Raw genomic sequence first — 18,912 nt, forward strand, 5'->3', positions numbered from 1 at the left:
GTCTCCCTCCCCGCCAGCGGATCGATCGTGCGGCTTCTGACGTCAACGCTATTTGCTCTCCTGGTCGCCGCTGCCGTCGGGCTCGGGCTCACCTATTTTGCGCTGACGCGCGGCGCCGCGTTTGGCGCGCTCACGATCGGCAGTTGGACGGCGTGGCCGAAGACCGGAACCGCCGATGCCGATCCCTATGCCCGAGCGACCATCGCCCGTACGGGCGAATTGCCAGTCGCCCTCGGCGACGGCGTCTCCTTCACCGCGCAGTCCGACGACGATGACAGGCCGCTCGACGGCCGCTGCGACGTCGTATTGTTCGGCGTGACTCCTGCCGCTCGGTTCTGGACTTTGACTCTCTATAACCGCGACGGCGGACTGGTAGCCAATTCGATCGACCGTTTTGGTTTCACCAGCCAGGAGATTGTCCGCCGCGCCGACGGCAGCTTCGAAATTACCGTGTCCCCGCGCGCGACGCCGGGTAACTGGCTGCCGACCGCCGGGGTTGAACGCTATTCGCTGGTGCTGAGGCTGTACGACACCGCGGTCGGCGTCGCCACGAAGGCGGGGCGCGAGGTGCCGATGCCGAGCATCGAGACCAGGAGATGCCCGTGATCCGCTGGATGCTTCTCCTGTTCGGCGGTGCGCTGCTTGGCGGAGTCGTTCACCTCGGCACCATCATCCTATTGCCGCGCACCGCGACGCAGGACGCCTATGCGCGCCTCATCGACAAGGCACCGGTAAATACTGTGACGGCGCTCGCTGAACCAAAGCCGGCCAGCGCCGTGATGCCCTATATGGATCCCGCCTTCGCCGGCGGCGTCTGCCGTTACGATCTATCGAAAGGTCCGATCAAGCTCACCGTGCCGGTCAGCCTCGCCTATACGTCGGTTTCGTTCTACACGCGGTACGATGTCGCCTATTACGCCATCAACGATCGCGCCGCGGGTCGACGCATCATCGAACTGGATCTGATGACGCCGGAGCAGAAGAGCCAAATGCCGGAAGACGAAGACGTCACGGCCGCGGATCGTCTCATTGTCGAATCGCCGACCGTCACGGGCCTCATTGCGATCCGCGCGCTGGCGCCCGAACCCGGATTGCTACCAATGGCGCAAGCGGCGATCGCCAATGCGCGTTGCACGACGCAAGCGATGCCGACGGCCGCGTCGCGCTGATCAGCGCTGAAAGGCGAGACTCGGCCCGCGCTGATAGGTCGGCGCAGTGCGGTTCTGGAAGAACCCGACCTCGGTGGCCAACTTGTTGAGCATCTGCTCGACGGTCACGGCGTCCTGCGACGGCGAGGAGATTACCAGCCGCTCCATTGCGTAGCGATAGCTGGCGACGCGGCGCTCGAGGCTGGTCCGCACCAGCGAAATCACGCGGTCGTTCTCATGAATGCGATTGATCGTGTTGGCCCGCTCAGCCCCGGTCAGGCCTTGTACGAAAGCGAGGCTTTTCTTGCGCTTCACGTCCATGTCGATGACACGGCCGGCCGTCGAGAAAAATTGCGGCAGCCGCTCGCTGTCGTTGCGGATGTCGTCGATCAGCACGGCATAACGGGACGATGGCGACCGCACTCGTTCGGAAAACAGCCCTTGCTCCATCATGTGGTTGTAGTAGGCGGCCGGGTTGGCGGACTGCTTAAGGATCCACGGCGTCATGCCGTATTCGCTGAGAACTGAATGGGCCTTTTGCCGATTGTATGGCGGCTCGAGCAACGGGTAACCGAGATCGCGCAACTGGCGCTCGTCATCGGTGAGTTCGAAGCTGGAGGGCGCGATTGGCCGACCTTTGGCATCGTCTCGGCCAACCCAATCGTGGATGTCGTCGCGCACCAACGACGGACTGACTTCGCCGAAATCGCCGTTGACGCCGCAACCGGCGAGCAACAGCGTGAGGCAGATGGCAAGGTATAGCGGCGTCGGCCGCGTCAAAGCTCGCATCGTGAGTTCGTTTCTCTTCGTCAGCGGCCAAGACGGCGGCGGCGACGACGGCCCGAACTGCTGCCGGTATCAGGTTCCTGCCCGTCCGGACCACGATCGATGCGGATCACCGGAAGAATGATGACAGTGGCAGGTTCAGCGGCGGCGTCGATATAACGACCGCGGCTATGACCGGCGTCTTCGGGAAAACGGATGACTTCGCCCATTTCAGTCCCCTTTCCGTCCCGGCCTCACGGTATCGCTACAGCATGAACGCGCTTCTGAAACTGACTGCCTCGCTTGACGAACGGTACATGCTACTCACGGACCTGCCGGGTCGGTTTCTCAATTAAAGAGGCCGCAAGGTTAACGCTCTGCTAACGGGACCCTCTTAAAGTGGCGCTGCGTGCGGTTTCGTCCCGAGTACCATGAGCAAGCAGCCCTCCATTTCTCCAATCGATAGCCTGGTGGACCTCGCCTGCCGCGACGGTGTCGATGTCCGACCGACGCTGCTGCGCGTGATTACCGATCTTTACGTCCAGAAGCCGGCCCATAGTAACGACGAGACTACCCAGTATATCGAACTGGCGCTTGGCCTGATCGACGCCGTCGACGAAGGGACACGCGCGGTGGTCGCGACAACGCTGTCACACTACCCGCGGGCGCCGGAAGCTGTCGTGAGGAAACTCCAGGCTGCGGGCGAGACGCCGCGCGCCAGCCTTGCCTTGCCGACGATTGAATTCGGCGAGGACATCAGGACGCGACAGCCGGTCCGTGAAGAGGTCGCTCCTCAGCGCGACGACGACCTCATCGAGGTGTTCTTTGGCGCGGACCAGGATGAGCGGCGGCTGATCCTGCTCAATCTCGACGTGGTCGCCGATAACGCCGGTTCACTGTCCGTATCGCAGGATATCGTCGGACAGTTAGAAACCGCGGCACTCAAACGCCATCAGGCAGATTTCGCGCGACTCGTCGCGACAGTACTTAGGATTCGCCGCGAACTGGCGGACCGCATCGTGCAGGATCCATCCGGCGAACCTCTTGTCATTGTCGCCAAGGCGCTCGGCATTCAGGGCGCCGTGCTCCAGCGCATCCTGTTGTGCCTCAACCCGGCCATCGGCATTTCGGTCGAGCGCGTCTTCAATCTCGCCGTTCTGTACGACGAAATATCAGTCGCGGCCGCGAGCCACATTATTTCGATCTGGCGTGAACTTGCGCCGGCGCTTGTCGCCCGACCGCGTCACGAGACAGTTTATCAGGATGATGCCCGAACCGTCCGCCGCCCGGTTGCCCGTGAAGCGCGCCGCGCCGACACGCGTGAGACTGCCCCGGGCCAAAAATCCGCACGCTGACTTAGGCAACGATACTGTCGAGAAAGTGCCGTCCGGCTCGATCTTCGGATTCGACGATCCATAGATCGGGATCGAAGCGCATTTCCTTCTGCAGTCGCGTCTCGACGTCGGCCTCGGGCACTGGTCCGTCACGCCCGGCAACGACGCTGAAACTGCGATCCGCCGGCATGTCGTCGTCGAAAGCGGCTTGCGGCGCCGGGCCGTAAAGCACCGCTGTACCATCGAGCCGGTTGACGATGATGAAAATGGCGCCCGCTTCTTCGGCGCCGCGCTTGCGCACCACCGCGGAGGCACCCTCGATGTTGCAACGGCGGATGTAGGCCGCGACCCAGATGCTCGATTTCAGCCGCATCGGACACTCCTACCATGGAGCGGTCGTTTGCAGCCAACCGGCACCGTAGATTATTCCAGCGGCCGCCCGGCCATTGTGGACAGTTCGCGCAAGAAGCGGTCCGAAACCTGCCCTGTCACCGGCATGCGATGGTCGCGCTCAAACTTCTCGATCGCGGCGCGCGTCGGCGCGTCGAAACTGCCGGTCGGCTTGATTTGACCGTAACCGAAATCCGCCAGAGCGCGCTGGATCGCCATGACGCGCGGCGACGGCGCCAGCAACTCGGCGATCTGATCGCGTCGCGCCGGCTGCGGAACCGGGGCAACAGCGGGCACTTTCGATGCTGTCATCGCGCGCAGCAAGTCCTCCGGCATGTTGGGATCGACCTTGAGCCCTGCCGCCTGCGCAAAATCGCGGGCGCCGACATCGGTTTTCGCCCCCCAGATACCATCGGCCACGCCATCGTAATATCCGCGACGCGTCAGTTCGCGCTGGATTTCGGCGATGACCTGGACGCGATTGAGCGGCTGACCTGTCGAAGGCGAAGGCGCAAGAGCCTGCGGAGGCGCGGGCGTCGGCGCTGGCGCAGCCGGTTGGGGTGACAAGGCCGCTGACGGCACCGCCGGCACGACCGGCTTCTGCGTCGCAGTGATCGCGGCCGGCCTCGTGGCGAAGATCGGCGCCGGATGGGGGCCCTTCTGCAGGTACAACGCGTTGACGAAGATCGTCACCACCGCCGCGCTCCCAAGAAGGGCGGCGACGCACTCACGCGGATAGGCGACGATGAATCCCCCGAGCCCACCGGCTTCGTTGCTTTCAATCGCGATGGCGGCTGCTTTGGATTTACGCTTAGGCACTTTTCTTCACCAGAATATTGGCGACCGCGGCAAGGTCGCCGGCCCGCTCCGTCACCAGCCTTATCGGATCGGCCGGCACCTTGTGGCTTTCGCAATCGATCGGCAGGCTCACGGTAACCCGCGTGCCCTCACCCAGCCGGCTGCGGATATCGATATCGCCGCAATGCAGCTTTACCAAGCCCTTGACGATCGAAAGGCCGAGACCGGTCCCGTCGTGGCGACGATCATAAGTGCCGCGCGCCTGGAAAAACGCTTCGCCAAGCCGCGGCAGATCGGCTTCGCCGATGCCGACACCGGTATCTTCAACGGAAACATCGATCTTATTGCCATTACGATGCGCACTGACGGTGACGCGGCCGCCGCGCGGCGTGAACTTGATGGCGTTCGACATCAGATTGATCAGGATCTGATTGAAGGCGCGGCGGTCGCCGACGATTTCCGGCAGATCGTCTTGTACGCGGCTCTTGATCTCGACGCCGGCGTCGCGCGCCTTCAGCGCCAGAAGATCGCAGCAACCGGTGATGACCGGCGCCGGGGCAAACGGCTCCGGCGTGATTTCGAAGTTGCCGGTCTCCATCTTCGACATGTCGAGAATGCCGTTCACGACCGACAGAAGATGATGACCTGATTCATTGATCAGCCGTGCATATTCCAGCCGCCGCTCCGGTTGAACCACAAGATTCTCTTTGGTCAGCATCTCAGAGAAGCCGATGATCGCGTTGAGCGGCGTGCGCAGCTCGTGGCTCATGGTGGCAAGGAAGCGGCTCTTCGACAGGCTGGCGCGCTCCTGCTCGGCGCGCGCAACCTCGATAGCCTGCTCGTGCGTTTTGCGTTCGCTGATATCGCGCAACACGGCGACGACTTCGCTTTCGCCCGTCGCCGCTCGGGTGTTCGCTTCGTTCAGGGGCCGGCACCGCATTTCCACCCACACGAAGCTGCCGCCATGGGGACCGTCGTCACCGCGGCGAATGCGGAATTCGACCGAGCGATCCTCACCATGGCTCGAAGCATCGGCCAACGCCGTGAGAAAAGCCGGGCGATCGGCGACGTGGACGTGATCGAAAAGGCCGTGGCCAGCGAGCGCGGCCGGCTTGACGCCGAACAACGATTCGGCGGCCGGCGAGACAAACAGCACCGCGCCGTTCTTGCCATGGCGCGTGATGACGTCGGTCATGTTGCGCGCCAGCAGGCGATAACGGTCTTCCTCGGCATACAGCAGCCAGACGCTGGTTCGGGCCAACGATTCCGCGCCGAGGGCAAGACCCGTTGCATAGAGTGCGGCCGAAACGACGCCGAGCGCGGCGAGCGCCCCGTGTTCGTTGACCGTCGAACCCGGCGGCGGCAGCAGGCCCCACGCGCTCCCGATCAGCAGCGTGCCGGCGGCGACGAGGGCGAAGATCGACGCCAGCGCCACAACACGGCGCGACGCGGAGAGCGAAGCTTCGAGCGGAACGATGACGAGCCAAATCGCCGCGAAGGACGCGATGCCGCCGGTGCTGAGAGCGACGGCAAGGACAAGCCCGGTCAGCGCCAAGGACGACAGCACGTGCGCCGCTTCATAGCGGCCAGTGCGCGACAGGAAATATGCGGTCAGGATCGGCGCCACCAGCCAGGCGAAGACGCCGACTTCGAGCACGCTCGGCACGCCGCGCACGGCGACAAATACGGGAAAGCTGGCAAGAGCCGCAAAGCTGCCGATCAGGCGCGGCGCGATGAAGGCACGATGACGGGCCGCCATCAGCGCATCCTGCCGGGCGGCCGGATACACCAAGGCGTCGACATACTGCCACAGTGGTGTGAGAAAACTCACCGTCCCATTCACGCCGACAAGACGCGCCCCTTATTCAGGTGCGGACATTAGGGCGCGGTCACTTAAGCGAAAGCTAAGGGGGCGCCGGTGGAACGTGGCAGCGGCGCGGAAACAACCCCCGATGGAGCCGCCATTTGCCGGTCATGGTGAAATTTCTCTTGCCGCATGGCCGGTGGCCCGATCGGACGATGAAATCGTTACCGCAGCAGTAACCATGAGCGAATGTCATCGGTTTCCGCTGGCATCAGCATCCACGCATGATCGATACAATTTTAGTCAATTGCCGGCATTTAAAATTCTCATCGAATTTGCGCCAAATTCGCTTCAAGTTTAGCCCAAATGCGAGTTTCATTGCGAACGACAGGTTCAAGGGTGTCTGCTAGATTTGAATACAAGGCGGCGAAAAAGCCGTCGGGGACGATAATGGGTGGGTCATGTTCTTCCTACTTCGGATGGCCTTCTGGCTGACGGTCGTATGTGTGCTTCTGCCGGGTAGCGGCGAGAAGGCGGCCGCGCCTGATGTGCAGATCAATGCGGTTCAGGCGGTGACGCTGGCAGGCGCTGCGGTGTCCGACATGCGCGGCTTCTGCGATCGCAATCCGGATGCCTGCGTCGTCGGCGGCAAGGTCGCGACCGTGATCGGCCATCGTGCCGAAGCCGGCGCCCGCACCATCTTCGAATTCGTCAGTACCAAGCTCACCGACAGCAAGCCTGCTCCGACCGAGGAGCCGGCCCGCACCATCGGCGTTTCCGCGACCGGCTCGGTCAAGGACAATCCCGCCAAGGGCACCCTGACCCCGGCCGATCTCAAGCCGGCCTATCATGCGCCGGTGCCGCTGCCCCCGCGCCGTGAAGCCCGGGCGGGCCGATCCTCGGTCTGATCGCTCGCGGCCGCGGCGTATCCGTCGACAAGCTGCCGGCCGCGAAGCCAGACATTTGGCGATTGGCAGCGCAAGCCTATATACGGGTCACAGGAAGTCCTGCGGGTCGTGCGCGACCCCAAGAGACCGGTGTGACCGCGAGCGATGACCAGCATCGACGAAATCGTTGAGAACTTCACGCTCCTCGATGAGTGGGACGATCGCTATCGCTATGTGATCGAACTCGGCCGCGAGTTGCCGACCATGCCGGAAACCGACCACACCGAAGCCAACAAGGTGCAAGGCTGCGCCAGTCAGGTCTGGCTGACGAGCCATATCGATCGCACCGGCCCGAGCCCCGTTCTGACGTTCCGCGGCGACAGCGATGCCCACATCGTGCGCGGCCTTGTTGCCATCCTCATCGCTCTATATTCCGGCAAGAGCGCGCGTGACATTCTCGCGACCGATGCACTGGCGTTGTTTGATCGCATTGGCTTACGCGAGAACCTGACGCCGCAGCGCTCGAACGGCCTGCGGTCGATGGTCGAGCGCATTCGCGCCGAAGCCGCCGCCGCGCAAGCCAACGCCTGATCCGTTCATTCGACGCGAAAGCTGGCATCTTCCGCCAGCCACGTGCGTACTGCCGCATGCGTTTTGCCGCGCGCTTTGGCAAGATAGCCGTAATGCCGCGCCAACCGGTCCAGTCCCAGTTGCAGCACCACCTTGGCCGAACGCGCCGGCCAGCGGCGGTCGCGCTCGATATCCTCGAGCCCCTTCAGAAAGCAGCAGAGGTCGAGGAGCAGGCCGGAAAACTCCGGGCCGACGGTCTCGAGCGCAGCGTTGACGCGCTGGCGCGCCGCGATCGTTGCCTCGGTGCAATCGGCCGCACCCGATGGGCCGCGCCGTTCCGAGGCAACGCCACTCGACCAATTCGATGTCGTCCGCGGCATCATCTGGCCGCGTGTGAAGTCGGCGCGCAGCCGCTCGCCAGCCTGAAACTGGTGCGGCGCCACGAGCATGCGGCCGTCACGACCGCGCCGCCGGGCGAGCCAGGACAGTGGGCTCTCGGCATCGTCCACCGTAATCCGACGCGCACCGCTCCCCGGCTCAACCAGGCGCTCGCTGAGCGCCAAGTGACGCGCCCGCAGTGCGCCGATCTCCGGCCTCGGCAGGCTGCGGTCCTCCCGGGTGGGGGTATTTGGGGCCGCGACTTCGCTAGGCAGCGACGCGGCGGCTGGCTTCGCACTGGCCGTTCGGCCAGTTCGCAATGGATGGGTTTTTCGGGATGGGTTCTGCATTGCGTTGCGCCCTCGCTAGGATAACATACCCATAGCAAACGCAACGCTCCTTATCAAGGACCAGTTTCTTAGTAAAAGCAATAAATTCCTTCGCTCAACCGGGCATCCCGGGCCGGCGCGACCGTGATCGGTCCGACGCAACGGAGCCGGACGGGTATCAGATTGCTTCGGAATTACTTCGCGCGCCGTCGGCGCTGCTGGCCGAGGCCCATTTCTTTGGCCAACTGCGAGCGCGCCGCGGCGTAATTCGGCGCCACCATCGGATAGTCGGGTCCGAGATTCCACTTCTCGCGATATTGCTCGGGCGTCATGTTGTACTGCGTGCGCAGATGACGCTTGAGCGACTTGAATTTCTTGCCGTCTTCCAGACAGACGATGTACTCGGGCGTGATCGATTTCTTGACCGCGACTGCTGGCTTCAGCGGCTCGCTCGGCGCCTCGCCACCCTTGCCGGAGACGTGACTGAGCGCGGCATGCACCTGATTGATCAGGGCCGGAATATCGGCGGCTGCGACACTGTTGTTACTGACGTAAGCCGAGACGATCGACGCCGTCAGCTCGATAAAACTTCCCGAAGTGGTGGTTTCGCTCATCACCCGTTCCTCACCCCGCACGTTTCGTGCCGGCAGCCACCCGATCGGTCGCCTGGGGGAACTTTCCTGATCGAGTTGCGAAGCATCGCAAGCTCAGGCGGCAGATCGAACAAATGCACGTCGCCTTATATTTGAAGAATACTAGGCGCCCTCAAGCAGTGCAAGACGAGGACCGCCAATTCCTAATATCTTCAAGAATATTGGCCGATGTTATTGAATATACGGGAGTATTATATGCTTTCGCTGCCACCGGGCCGCCGATTTATTGCCGACTCCGTGGCGGCGCGGGACTATGAACCCTTTTCCAGGTGCGCGCGCAGCTCGTTGATAGAGGCAAAGCGCAACGTGCCCTGCGGCAGTTCGGCCTCGATCGAGCCGTCGACATAGAGCGTATAGCCCATGCCGTCGACCACGCCCGACTTGAGGATGGCGACGGCCCGGGTTTCTTCGCGCGGACGGGCTTCGGGCGACGCCTCCTCGGCAGCCGATTCAGCCACAGGCTCCGCCGGCTTGTCAGCGGCAGGCCACATCGCGTCGAACGTCCCTGTCTCGCTCTTCGCCGGCGCGGCCGGCCTGAAGCGCTCCGACGGCCTGAATGGCGGCGGGGCACGGAACGGCTCCGGCTCAAACCGACGCGGCTCCCGTTCGGCAGGTTCGGGGGCCTCCACAGCTTCGATTTCCGGCGTCTCGGCGTCGGTCTGATCGACTTCCTTTGCTTCCTCACTCGCCGTGACGGTCGAGGGCGGCGTCTCGTCAACCGGAGCCGGCTTGGGCTCTTCTTCGACGCGCTCGCCGAGCGTGTCCTCGTCGGGGTTAGGCAAAGCAGGTGACGAGGCCGCGGCTAGTTGCTCTGGTTCTCGCAGCGGCCGTTTCGGCAATGGCGGCATGGCGAAGGCGCGCGGCAGCGGCGCCGGCGGAACCTCCGGCTTGATGTCGACCGCTTTGGGCTCGGGAGGCTTGGGCTCCGTCGACGGAACCGGTTCGGCGGCCGGGGCGTCCGGACGAGGCGGCACTACCGGCTTCGGCGGAAATGGCATACGCCCCTGCGCCGGCTGAACGGCAGCGCGCATCGGCACTGGCATCTCTGCTTGTCCCAGCCGCATCGGCGCACCGCGGCCCAGCGCTTCGGTCATTTGCTGCAGCCGGCTGACGACAACGCCCAGCGCTAGCACGACCAGACCACCGATCGCGGCAACGGCGCCGGCGACGATCAGCGTATTGCCAAAGCTGAATTCGTTGATCGGAATCCCATAACCGATCGCAGCCGCGCCGATCGCGAAGGCGATGGCCCCGACGCAGTAAAGCAGAATCGGCATGTTCAATTCGAACCTCGAAAACCGGCGACCCTGACGTTTCGGGCCACACTCAAACCGTGAAATACGCCTGGCACAAGACCATTCCGAAGCTAAGCCATTATTCCAACGAGAAATTCTCGCCTTTTTGGGCGGTCAGGGCAAGAGGGACGGCAAACTTTGTTGAGCAGGCATCCCGGAGCATTGCATAGCGCGTGCGCAAATGAAGCGTTCCCGGCCGTTGCCCCCGGAACCGGCAGGGCCTAATTACGAAGCTGAGGAACTCGAACGGGATGTGCCGGTTGCCACCCGGGGCTGGCGAAATTCCGCGTTCAATTTGTGGACCGAGGAGGATCTGATGTCTTTCAAGCTGCCCGAGCTGCCTTATGCCTATGATGCGCTCGCACCCTATATGTCGCGCGAGACGCTCGAATACCATCACGACAAGCACCACAAGGCGTATGTCGACAACGGCAACAAATTGCTGGAAGGCTCGGGCCTGGAAGGCAAGTCGCTCGAAGAAATCGTGAAGGGCTCGCACGGCAAGAACGCCGGCCTCTTCAACAATGCCGGCCAGCACTACAATCACATCCACTTCTGGCAGTGGATGAAGCCGAACGGCGGGGGCGACAAGATCCCGGGCAAGCTCAAGGCCGCGATCGATTCCGACCTCGGCGGCGTCGAAAAGATGAAGACCGATTTCGCCCAGGCTGGCGCGACCCAGTTCGGCTCGGGCTGGTGCTGGATCGAGGTGAAGGGCGGCAAGCTCGCCATCTCCAAGACCCCGAACGGCGAAAACCCGCTGGTCAACGGCGCCTCGCCGATCCTCGGCTGCGACGTGTGGGAGCACTCCTACTACATCGATTACCGCAACCGTCGTCCCGACTATCTCAAGGCCTTCATGGATCACCTGGTGAACTGGGATCACGTTGAAGAAATGTATCTAGCCGCCACCAAGTAAGGCACGGCGGTGTGATTAAGGGGGCGGCGTCATCGAGGCGCCGCCCTTTTCCTTTCCGAAACGGTCAAGACCATGAGCCACACCAAGGTTGAAGTTGCGGTTATCGGCGGCGGTGCGGCCGGCATATCGGCCGCGCGCAAGCTCGCAGCGCATCGCATCGATTGCCTCATCGTCGAAGCGCGTTCGCGGCTCGGCGGACGCGCTTACACTGTGCGAGATGCGTCCGGGTTCGCGCTCGACATGGGCTGTGGCTGGCTGCATTCGGCCGACTGCAACCCGTGGGTTGCTGTCGCGACGTCGCAAGGCCGCCTGTTCAGCAAGGCGACGCCGCCCCGCACCACCATGACGAAAGTCATGCCGCTGGAAACGCAGCGGGCCTTCGGCGCCGCGATGGCCGCTCTGTTCGAACACGTCGCGCAATCGGCGGCTACCGGCCGCGATCGGCCAATCTCCGAACTGGTCCCCGCCGACGGTCGCTGGACAGGCCTCCTCAATGCTGTGATGACCTACATTGCGGGCGCCGAGCTCGATCGCATGTCGACCATCGACCTTGATCGCTACGAGGACACCGAATTGAACTGGCGCCTGGTCGAAGGCTATGGCGCCATGATCGCGGCGTCGGCCGATAAAGTTGCAACGGCATTGGAAAGTCCGGTCACGCGCGTCGACCACAGCGGGCGACACATCCGGATTGAAACGCCGAAAGGGACGATCGAAGCGGACCGCGCGATCGTGACACTGCCGACCAGCATTATCGGCGAAAATGAAGACCTGTTCTTTCCGGCGCTTCCGCACAAGACCGAGGCCGCGCGCGGCCTGCCACTCGGACTTGACGACAAACTGTTCATCGCACTCGATAACGCAGAGGAATTCGAAGTCGAAAGCCGCGTCTTCGGCCGCACCGACCGCGCCGCAACCGGCAATTATCATTTCCGCCCATTCGGCCGGCCGTTGATCGAATGCTATTTCGCCGGACGCTGGGCGCATGAGCTGGAAGCTGGCGGCGATGACGCCTTCTTCGCCTTCGCCGTTTCAGAATTGACGGGACTCTTTGGCGCCGAGTTCGCGCGCCGCCTCAAACCGCTACGCACCCACAAATGGGGCGTCGATCCCTTTGCCTGCGGTTCGTACTCGTACGCCATTCCCGGCGCCGCCGATCAACGCGCCGTACTTGCTGCGCCGGTCAATGAACGCCTGTTCTTCGCCGGCGAAGCCTGTTCACGACACGACTTCTCCACCGCGCATGGCGCCTTCATCACCGGCAGCGAAGCCGCCGACCGCGTGATCGCGGCACGCCGGAATTCGTGATTTCCCCCACCCTCCGCATTGTGCTTTCCAAAGCGCCTCAGAAAATATTGCGGAGGAAGTGATGCCGTCCATTTTCGTTTTCGATGCTTACGGCACCCTGTTCGACGTGCATGCTTGCATCGCCCGTTTCGAAAAGGGAGCTGGGCCCGACATCGCGCGAATGTCGGAGATCTGGCGCACCAAGCAGCTCGAATATTCGTGGACGCTCACCATGGCCGGCCACTACACCGAATTCTGGACACTGACCGAGCGCGCGCTCGACTACGCGCTGGCGCGGGTGCCGAGCATTCCCCAGGCTCTGAAGCCACGCCTACTGAACTCCTATTTCGAGCTCGATGCCTTCCCCGACGCGCGCACCACGCTGCAGGCCCTCAAGGCGGCCGGCCACAAGACCGGCATCCTATCGAACGGTTCGCCGAACATGCTCGATGGCGCGGTCGATGGCGCCAAAATGCGCGGCGAACTCGACGCCGTGTTGTCCGTCGATGTGCTCAAGATGTTCAAGCCGCGTCCCGAAGTCTACGCGCTGGTCACCGACCGATTCCAGTGTCAGCCGGCCGATGTGACCTTTGTCTCGTCGAATCGCTGGGACGTCATGGCGAGTGTGTCGGTCGGCTTCCGAGGCCTGTGGATAAACCGGGCCGGCATGCCCGACGAGTATCCAGAGTTCGCACCGCAGAAGATTCTAGGCAGCCTGACGGAGTTAACCGCGCTGGGCTGAAATACTTTTTCCGCGTGGAGGGGGTGGCGGGAGCAATTTCGTCGCCTTATATGGACGGAACAATTCCCTCCCCTCCATGCGACCCATTATGCCCTCGATCATTTCCATCAAGAATTTGTCGAAAACCTATGCGTCCGGCTTCACGGCGCTGAAGACGATCAACCTCGACATCGAACGCGGTGAGATCTTCGCCCTGCTCGGCCCGAATGGCGCCGGCAAGACGACCTTGATCGGCATCATCTGCGGGATTCTCAACGCATCGACCGGCACCGTAACCGTCGGCGGTCACGACATCATCAATGATTATCGCGCCGCCCGCGCCCTGATCGGCCTGGTGCCTCAGGAGCTGACCACCGACGCCTTTGAATCGGTTTGGGACACGGTCAGCTTCAGCCGAGGTTTGTTCGGCAAGCCAAAGAATCCGGCTCACATCGAGAAGATCCTCAAGGACCTGTCGCTGTGGGACAAGAAGGATAACAAGATCCGCACGCTCTCGGGCGGCATGAAGCGCCGCGTGCTGATTGCCAAGGCGCTGTCGCACGAACCGAAGGTGCTGTTTCTGGACGAACCGACCGCCGGCGTCGACGTGGAACTGCGCAAAGACATGTGGCAGGTCGTGCGTGACCTGCGCGCCTCGGGCGTCACCATCATTCTGACGACGCATTACATCGAAGAGGCCGAGGACATGGCCGACCGCATCGGCGTCATCAGCAAGGGCGAGATCATCCTCGTAGAGCGCAAGGCCGAACTGATGAGCAAGCTCGGCAAGAAACAACTTGTCCTGCATCTGCAGAAACCGCTGGAGCAGATTCCGCCGGATATCTTCGGCCTTGCCAATTTAACGTTGGCCGACGGCGGCAAAGAGCTCACTTTCACCTACGATACACAGGGCGAACGCACCGGCGTGACGCGGCTCTTGGCAGACCTCAACCGACTCGATATCCGCCTGCGCGATCTCGAAACCAGACAGAGTTCGCTCGAGGAAATCTTCATCGGCCTTGTCAGCGACAATGAGCGCGCCGCCACGGGAGCGCAGTCATGAACGGCCGCGCCATCGTCTCGATCTACAAGTTCGAAATGGCGCGCACCTTGCGCACCATCTGGCAGAGCATCGTCTCGCCGGTTATTTCGACCTCGCTTTATTTCGTCGTGTTCGGCGCGGCGATCGGCTCGCGCATCACCGAGATCGAGGGCGTCGCTTATGGCGCCTTCATCGTACCCGGTCTCATCATGCTGATGCTGCTGACGCAGAGCACGATGAATGCCTCATTCGGCATCTACTTCCCGCGCTTCACCGGCACCATCTACGAATTGCTGTCGGCGCCGGTATCGTCGTTCGAGATCGCCTGCGGCTATGTCGGCGCGGCGGCGACCAAGTCGGTCATTCTCGGCCTGATCATCCTTGCCACGTCCTGGCTGTTCGTGCCCCTGCACATCGAGCATCCGCTATGGATGCTCGGCTTCCTGGTGCTGACCGCGATCACCTTCAGCCTGTTCGGCTTCATCATCGGCATCTGGGCCGACGGCTTCGAGCAGCTTCAGATCATTCCGCTTCTGATCCTGACGCCGCTGACCTTCCTCGGCGGCACGTTCTATTCGACGCACGTGCTGCCGCCGTTCTGGCAGAAGGTCGCGCTGTTCAACCCGGTCGTTTATCTCGTCAGTGGCTTCCGCTGGAGCTTCTTCGAAATATCCGACGTGAGCCCTGCGGTCAGCCTCGCCATGACGGTGGCGTTCCTCGTCCTCTGCCTGGTGGTAATCTGGTGGATCTTCCGCACCGGCTATCGCCTGAAAAAGTAGCAGAAGCAGCCACTGGTCACATGCGGCGCATTCGATATTGCGCCGCAGTATCGATGGAACTCTAGCCTCATCCCGGCATTGTCCGTGCGCAATTGTGCCTGAAACGCCGCCCCGGCGGCGTTCCGCGTTCGGGAGAGACCATTTCGTGAATCGTCGGCAGTTTCTGGCGTCTACGGCCATCGCCGCGGCAGTGGTCGCGACGCCATTTCAGCGCGCCGTGATCGGCGCGCCCCAGCCGGCGGCGGCAGCCGTGCCGCAACGGCCGCCCGTGCCGTTCGATCCGTCAAGCGTGCGACAGATGGCCAAGGAAATGGCGCAGAAGCCGTTCCAGGCGCCCGACCAGAAGCTGCCCAGCAGCCTGAAGGACATCGACTACGACCACTATCGCAAGATTCGCTTCAAACCGGATCGCGCCATCTGGCGCGGCGACAAGCTACCCTTCCAGCTGCAGCTGTTCCATCGCGGCTTCTTCTATTCCAGCCGCGTCGATCTCTTCGAAGTCGCCGATGGCAAGGCCAGCGCCATTGTCTACTCGCCTGACCTTTTCACCTTCGAGGACGTGAAGCCCCCGGATCCCGGTAACGATCTCGGCTTTGGTGGATTCCGCATCCATGCGCCGATCAACCGGCCGGATTATTACGACGAGGTCGGCGTCTTCCTCGGCGCCAGCTATTTCCGCGCCGTCGCCAAGGGCGAGACCTACGGCCTTTCGGCGCGCGGGCTGGCAATCAACACCGCCGATCCGAAGGGCGAGGAGTTTCCCACCTTCAAGACGTTCTGGATCGAGAAGCCGCAGCACGGCACCAGCTCGATCGTCGTCCACGCGCTGCTCGATTCCAAGAGCGCGGCGGCAGCCTATCGTTTCACGATCCGCCCGGGCGAGACGACCATCTACGACGTAGAGATGGCGCTCTATCCGCGCGCCGACATCGCCGAGCCGGGCATCGCTCCGATGACCAGCATGTTCTTCTTCGACGCCAATGACCGAGCCGACATCGACGACTTCCGGCCGGCGGTGCACGATTCCGACGGGCTCGCCATGCATAACGGACGCGGAGAAGTGCTTTGGCGCGTGCTCACCAATCCGAAAGACCTGCAGATCTCCAGCTTCTACGACAACAATCCCCGCAATTTCGGCCTGCTGCAGCGCCAGCGCGACTTTGCTGCCTATGAGGATCTGGAGTCGCATTTCGAAACGCGGCCGAGCTTGCGCGCCGAACCGATCGGCGACTGGGGCTCCGGCGAGGTGCGGCTGATCGAGATTCCGACCAAGACCGAGATCCACGATAATATCGTCGCGTTCTGGCGCCCGAAGGATCCTCTCAAGGCCAAAGGCGAGTACAACTACACCTATCGCCTGCACTGGGGCGAAGGCAAAGCGGGCGAGGGCCTCGCCCGCTTCGTCAAGACGATGAGCGGCGCCGCCGACGACACACACCGACTGTTCGTCTGCGACATCGCCGGCCCCAAGCTCAAGGACGTCAAGCCGGAAGCGGTGCGCGGCGAGGTCACCGCCAACGTCGGCAAGATATTGAACGTCGTCACGCAGCCCAATCCGCAGACCGGCGGCTGGCGCCTGTCGTTCAATCTGGAGCCCGGCAACGAGACCGTCGTCGAATTGCGGGCGCGCCTCATGCAGAACGATGAGCCGCTGTCGGAAGCCTGGGTCTACCGATGGACGCCGTAGCGCAGGCAGGCCGGGCGCGCGCCGCTCCGGCCGGCGAGCCGCCGCGCTTCCTGCCACCGGAAGCGCGCGTCGAGATGCCGGGCCAACCGCTGCACGCGCCGCGGCAACCCCGTTCGCTCCAGGCCTTGCGGCCCCGCAGACTCAGTTGGCGCCGCGCCTTCATTGTGCTCGCCACCATCGCTATGACGGCCTTCGCCGCCGAGCAGATGTATCTGGTGCTGTCGGTGTCGTCGCTGACCGTGCTCGAAGGTACGGTGCTGGTGCTGTTCGTGATTCTGTTCGCCTGGATCGCGTTTTCCTTTGCCAACGCCGCGGTCGGCTTCGTCCTGACGCTGTCCGGATACGATCGCACACTCGGCATCGACCCGAACGCGCCGCTGCCGAACTTGCGCAACCGGCACGCTTTGCTGGTACCGACCTACAATGAAGAGCCCGGGCGCCTGTTCGCGCGGCTGCAGGCGACCTACGAGTCGGTCGCCGATACCGGACGGCTCGACAGCTTCGACGTCTTCGTGCTCAGCGACACCACGGATCCGGCAACCTGGCTGAACGAAGAGAAACAATATCTGGCGCTGATCGAACGAACCGGCAGCCGGCGCATCTTCTACCGGCACCGCCGAGACAACGTCGCGCGCAAGGCCGGCAATATCGGTGACTGGGTGACGCGCTTCGGCGGCCACTACGACAGCATGGTCATCCTCGACGCAGACAGTCTCATGACCGGCGACGCCGTGGTGCGCCTCGCCGCGGCCATCGAGCAGCATCCCGATGTAGGCCTGGTGCAAACCCTGCCGATCATCGTCAATGGCGGCACGGTGTTTGCACGCTTGCAGCAGTTCGCCGGCAGGCTCTACGGCCCCATGCTGGCGCGCGGCATCGCCTGGTGGTTCGGCACCGAGAGTAACTACTGGGGCCACAATGCCGCGATCCGCGTCAAAGCCTTCGCGGCGCATGCCGGCCTGCCGGAATTACGCGGCCGCAAGCCGTTCGGCGGCCACATCCTCAGCCACGACTTTGTCGAAGCGGCGCTGATGCGCCGCGGCGGCTGGGCCATCATGATGGCGCCGAGCCTGCGCGGCAGCTACGAGGAAACGCCGCCGTCGATCACCGAATTCGCGGCGCGCGACCGGCGCTGGTGCCAGGGCAATTTGCAGCATCTGAAAATTCTGCCAGCGCGCGGCCTGCATTTCATCTCGCGGCTGCATTTTCTCATCGGCATCGGCGCCTATATTACCGCGCCGCTTTGGTTCGTGTTTCTGATCGTCGGCATCCTGATCTCATTGCAGGCGCACTTCATCCGCCCGGAATATTTTGCCAAGGGGTTCACGCTGTTTCCGGTGTGGCCGGAAGAAGATCCGATCCGCGCGGCCTACGTGTTCGGCGCGACAATGGCGATGCTGATCGCGCCGAAGTTCATGGCGCTGATCGCGGCGCTGTTCACCGGCGCCGAACGACACGGCTTTGGCGGTGGTTTCAGAATGATCGCCAGCACGATCGTGGAAATCCTGCTGTCCGCGCTGATCGCGCCGTCAATGATGATATTCCAGTCCATGGCCGTGCTCAGCGTACTCGCCGGGCGCGATGCCGGCTGGAACGTGCAGCGGCGCGACGATGGCTCCCTGCCCTTCTCCGAACTGCTGCGCCGCTATGGACCGCTGACACTGGTCGGTCTGCTGCTGGCCACGGCGGCTTACGCGGTGTCATTCTCGCTGTTTCTGTGGATGACGCCGGTCACCGTCGGCCTGTCGCTGTCGATGCCGCTCGCCGCTCTGACCGCCAAGAGAGGCCTGAAGAGCCTACTGGTCGTGCCGGAAGGGCGCATCCCGCCCGCGGTGTTGACCCGGGCCAACGAACTTGGCAACGAACTCGTCGGTGGCGACGTGGCGCTCAGAGACGCCCTCACCGACCATGGCGAGGTCACACAAGCACATCTAAGCCAGCTTGCGCCGCCACCCGCTCACGCCCCCGGCGACGTCGATAGAGACCTCGTTATCGCCCGTGCAAGGCTCGACGAGTTCGATAGCATCGACCAGGCGCTGAAGCTGCTCAGCACCCGCGAAAAGCGCTCGGTGATGTCAGACCCCGAGGCCTTCCGCGCGCTGGTAGCCCTGGCGCGCTCTTAAGCG

21 protein-coding genes are annotated in these 18,912 nt (G+C 63.0%); 13 read left to right on the forward strand and 8 right to left on the reverse strand.

Features of this window, described 5'->3' with window-relative positions:
• Window positions 1–27 precede the first annotated feature (27 nt).
• Window positions 28–606, forward strand: a complete 579-nt coding sequence (locus ASD45_RS13105; RefSeq protein ID WP_056911885.1) for a DUF1214 domain-containing protein — start codon at window positions 28–30, stop codon at window positions 604–606.
• Window positions 603–1,169 (forward strand): DUF1254 domain-containing protein, encoded by a 567-nt coding sequence (locus ASD45_RS13110; protein WP_056912769.1) that lies wholly within the window; start codon window positions 603–605, stop codon window positions 1,167–1,169. Before ASD45_RS13105 ends, ASD45_RS13110 begins: the two co-directional genes overlap by 4 nt.
• Here ASD45_RS13110 and ASD45_RS13115 read toward each other — a convergent pair whose 3' ends face one another.
• A complete protein-coding gene (locus ASD45_RS13115) occupies window positions 1,170–1,937 on the reverse strand; it encodes a hypothetical protein (protein WP_156380834.1) in 768 nt (255 codons plus the stop codon).
• A 20-nt stretch (window positions 1,938–1,957) separates the two neighbouring features.
• Window positions 1,958–2,143, reverse strand: a complete 186-nt coding sequence (locus ASD45_RS13120; RefSeq protein WP_056911887.1) for a hypothetical protein — start codon at window positions 2,141–2,143, stop codon at window positions 1,958–1,960.
• A gap of 201 nt (window positions 2,144–2,344) precedes the next feature.
• Between ASD45_RS13120 and ASD45_RS13125 the strand changes: the two genes are divergently transcribed.
• Window positions 2,345–3,268: a hypothetical protein gene (locus ASD45_RS13125; RefSeq protein ID WP_156380835.1), complete on the forward strand. Its 924-nt coding sequence runs from the start codon at window positions 2,345–2,347 to the stop codon at window positions 3,266–3,268.
• Window position 3,269: 1 nt separating this feature from the next.
• Here the strand turns inward: ASD45_RS13125 and ASD45_RS13130 are convergent, their stop codons facing one another.
• The 3 genes from ASD45_RS13130 to ASD45_RS13140 are packed head-to-tail and all read right to left on the reverse strand — an operon-like array spanning window position 3,270 to window position 6,194.
• The gene (locus ASD45_RS13130; RefSeq protein ID WP_056911889.1) at window positions 3,270–3,620 is read right to left on the reverse strand and encodes a DUF1491 family protein; all 351 of its coding nucleotides are present in this window, start codon (window positions 3,618–3,620) and stop codon (window positions 3,270–3,272) included.
• A gap of 50 nt (window positions 3,621–3,670) precedes the next feature.
• Window positions 3,671–4,456, reverse strand: coding sequence for a peptidoglycan-binding domain-containing protein (locus ASD45_RS13135; RefSeq protein ID WP_056911890.1), 786 nt, complete (start codon window positions 4,454–4,456; stop codon window positions 3,671–3,673).
• On the reverse strand, window positions 4,449–6,194 hold the full coding sequence (locus ASD45_RS13140; RefSeq protein ID WP_156380943.1) for a PAS domain-containing sensor histidine kinase: 1,746 nt from the start codon (window positions 6,192–6,194) through the stop codon (window positions 4,449–4,451). The genes ASD45_RS13135 and ASD45_RS13140 overlap by 8 nt, the downstream gene beginning before the upstream one ends.
• A gap of 193 nt (window positions 6,195–6,387) precedes the next feature.
• On the opposite strand from ASD45_RS13140, the gene ASD45_RS23500 reads away from it, so the two are divergent.
• The 3 genes from ASD45_RS23500 to ASD45_RS13150 all read left to right on the forward strand — a co-directional run bounded on the left by ASD45_RS23500 (window position 6,388) and on the right by ASD45_RS13150 (window position 7,717).
• Window positions 6,388–6,600 carry a hypothetical protein gene (locus ASD45_RS23500; RefSeq protein ID WP_156380836.1) on the forward strand — a complete coding sequence of 71 codons (213 nt, stop codon included), beginning with the start codon at window positions 6,388–6,390 and terminating at the stop codon, window positions 6,598–6,600.
• A gap of 100 nt (window positions 6,601–6,700) precedes the next feature.
• Entirely contained in the window at window positions 6,701–7,147 is a 447-nt protein-coding gene (locus tag ASD45_RS13145; protein ID WP_082540820.1) for a DUF5330 domain-containing protein, read from the forward strand.
• A gap of 144 nt (window positions 7,148–7,291) precedes the next feature.
• Entirely contained in the window at window positions 7,292–7,717 is a 426-nt protein-coding gene (locus ASD45_RS13150; RefSeq protein WP_056911893.1) for a SufE family protein, read from the forward strand.
• Window positions 7,718–7,722: 5 nt separating this feature from the next.
• Here ASD45_RS13150 and ASD45_RS13155 read toward each other — a convergent pair whose 3' ends face one another.
• From ASD45_RS13155 to ASD45_RS13165, 3 genes are all read right to left on the reverse strand, one after another.
• Window positions 7,723–8,259, reverse strand: a complete 537-nt coding sequence (locus ASD45_RS13155; RefSeq protein ID WP_348271227.1) for a DUF6456 domain-containing protein — start codon at window positions 8,257–8,259, stop codon at window positions 7,723–7,725.
• A 338-nt stretch (window positions 8,260–8,597) separates the two neighbouring features.
• Window positions 8,598–9,017 (reverse strand): MucR family transcriptional regulator, encoded by a 420-nt coding sequence (locus ASD45_RS13160; RefSeq protein ID WP_056911894.1) that lies wholly within the window; start codon window positions 9,015–9,017, stop codon window positions 8,598–8,600.
• A 290-nt stretch (window positions 9,018–9,307) separates the two neighbouring features.
• A complete protein-coding gene (locus tag ASD45_RS13165; RefSeq protein ID WP_056911895.1) occupies window positions 9,308–10,333 on the reverse strand; it encodes a hypothetical protein in 1,026 nt (341 codons plus the stop codon).
• Between the two features lie 334 nt (window positions 10,334–10,667).
• Here ASD45_RS13165 and ASD45_RS13170 point away from each other — a divergent pair, with 334 nt between their 5' ends.
• The 7 genes from ASD45_RS13170 to mdoH all read left to right on the forward strand — a co-directional run bounded on the left by ASD45_RS13170 (window position 10,668) and on the right by mdoH (window position 18,909).
• Window positions 10,668–11,270 carry a superoxide dismutase gene (locus ASD45_RS13170; protein WP_056912771.1) on the forward strand — a complete coding sequence of 201 codons (603 nt, stop codon included), beginning with the start codon at window positions 10,668–10,670 and terminating at the stop codon, window positions 11,268–11,270.
• 72 nt (window positions 11,271–11,342) lie between these two features.
• Window positions 11,343–12,578, forward strand: coding sequence for an NAD(P)/FAD-dependent oxidoreductase (locus ASD45_RS13175; RefSeq protein WP_056911896.1), 1,236 nt, complete (start codon window positions 11,343–11,345; stop codon window positions 12,576–12,578).
• A gap of 61 nt (window positions 12,579–12,639) precedes the next feature.
• Complete coding sequence (locus ASD45_RS13180; RefSeq protein ID WP_056911897.1) at window positions 12,640–13,299, forward strand: haloacid dehalogenase type II; 660 nt, start codon at window positions 12,640–12,642, stop codon at window positions 13,297–13,299.
• 88 nt (window positions 13,300–13,387) lie between these two features.
• Window positions 13,388–14,341, forward strand: coding sequence for an ABC transporter ATP-binding protein (locus tag ASD45_RS13185; RefSeq protein ID WP_056911898.1), 954 nt, complete (start codon window positions 13,388–13,390; stop codon window positions 14,339–14,341).
• Window positions 14,338–15,099 (forward strand): ABC transporter permease, encoded by a 762-nt coding sequence (locus ASD45_RS13190; RefSeq protein ID WP_056911899.1) that lies wholly within the window; start codon window positions 14,338–14,340, stop codon window positions 15,097–15,099. Before ASD45_RS13185 ends, ASD45_RS13190 begins: the two co-directional genes overlap by 4 nt.
• 298 nt (window positions 15,100–15,397) lie before the next feature.
• Window positions 15,398–16,786, forward strand: a complete 1,389-nt coding sequence (locus tag ASD45_RS13195) for a glucan biosynthesis protein G (protein ID WP_244485460.1) — start codon at window positions 15,398–15,400, stop codon at window positions 16,784–16,786.
• Entirely contained in the window at window positions 16,774–18,909 is a 2,136-nt protein-coding gene (mdoH, locus tag ASD45_RS13200) for a glucans biosynthesis glucosyltransferase MdoH (RefSeq protein ID WP_056911901.1), read from the forward strand. Before ASD45_RS13195 ends, mdoH begins: the two co-directional genes overlap by 13 nt.
• Window positions 18,910–18,912 lie beyond the last annotated feature (3 nt).

The organism is Pseudolabrys sp. Root1462 (assembly GCF_001426945.1).
In the GTDB taxonomy this organism is placed as follows: domain Bacteria; phylum Pseudomonadota; class Alphaproteobacteria; order Rhizobiales; family Xanthobacteraceae; genus Pseudolabrys.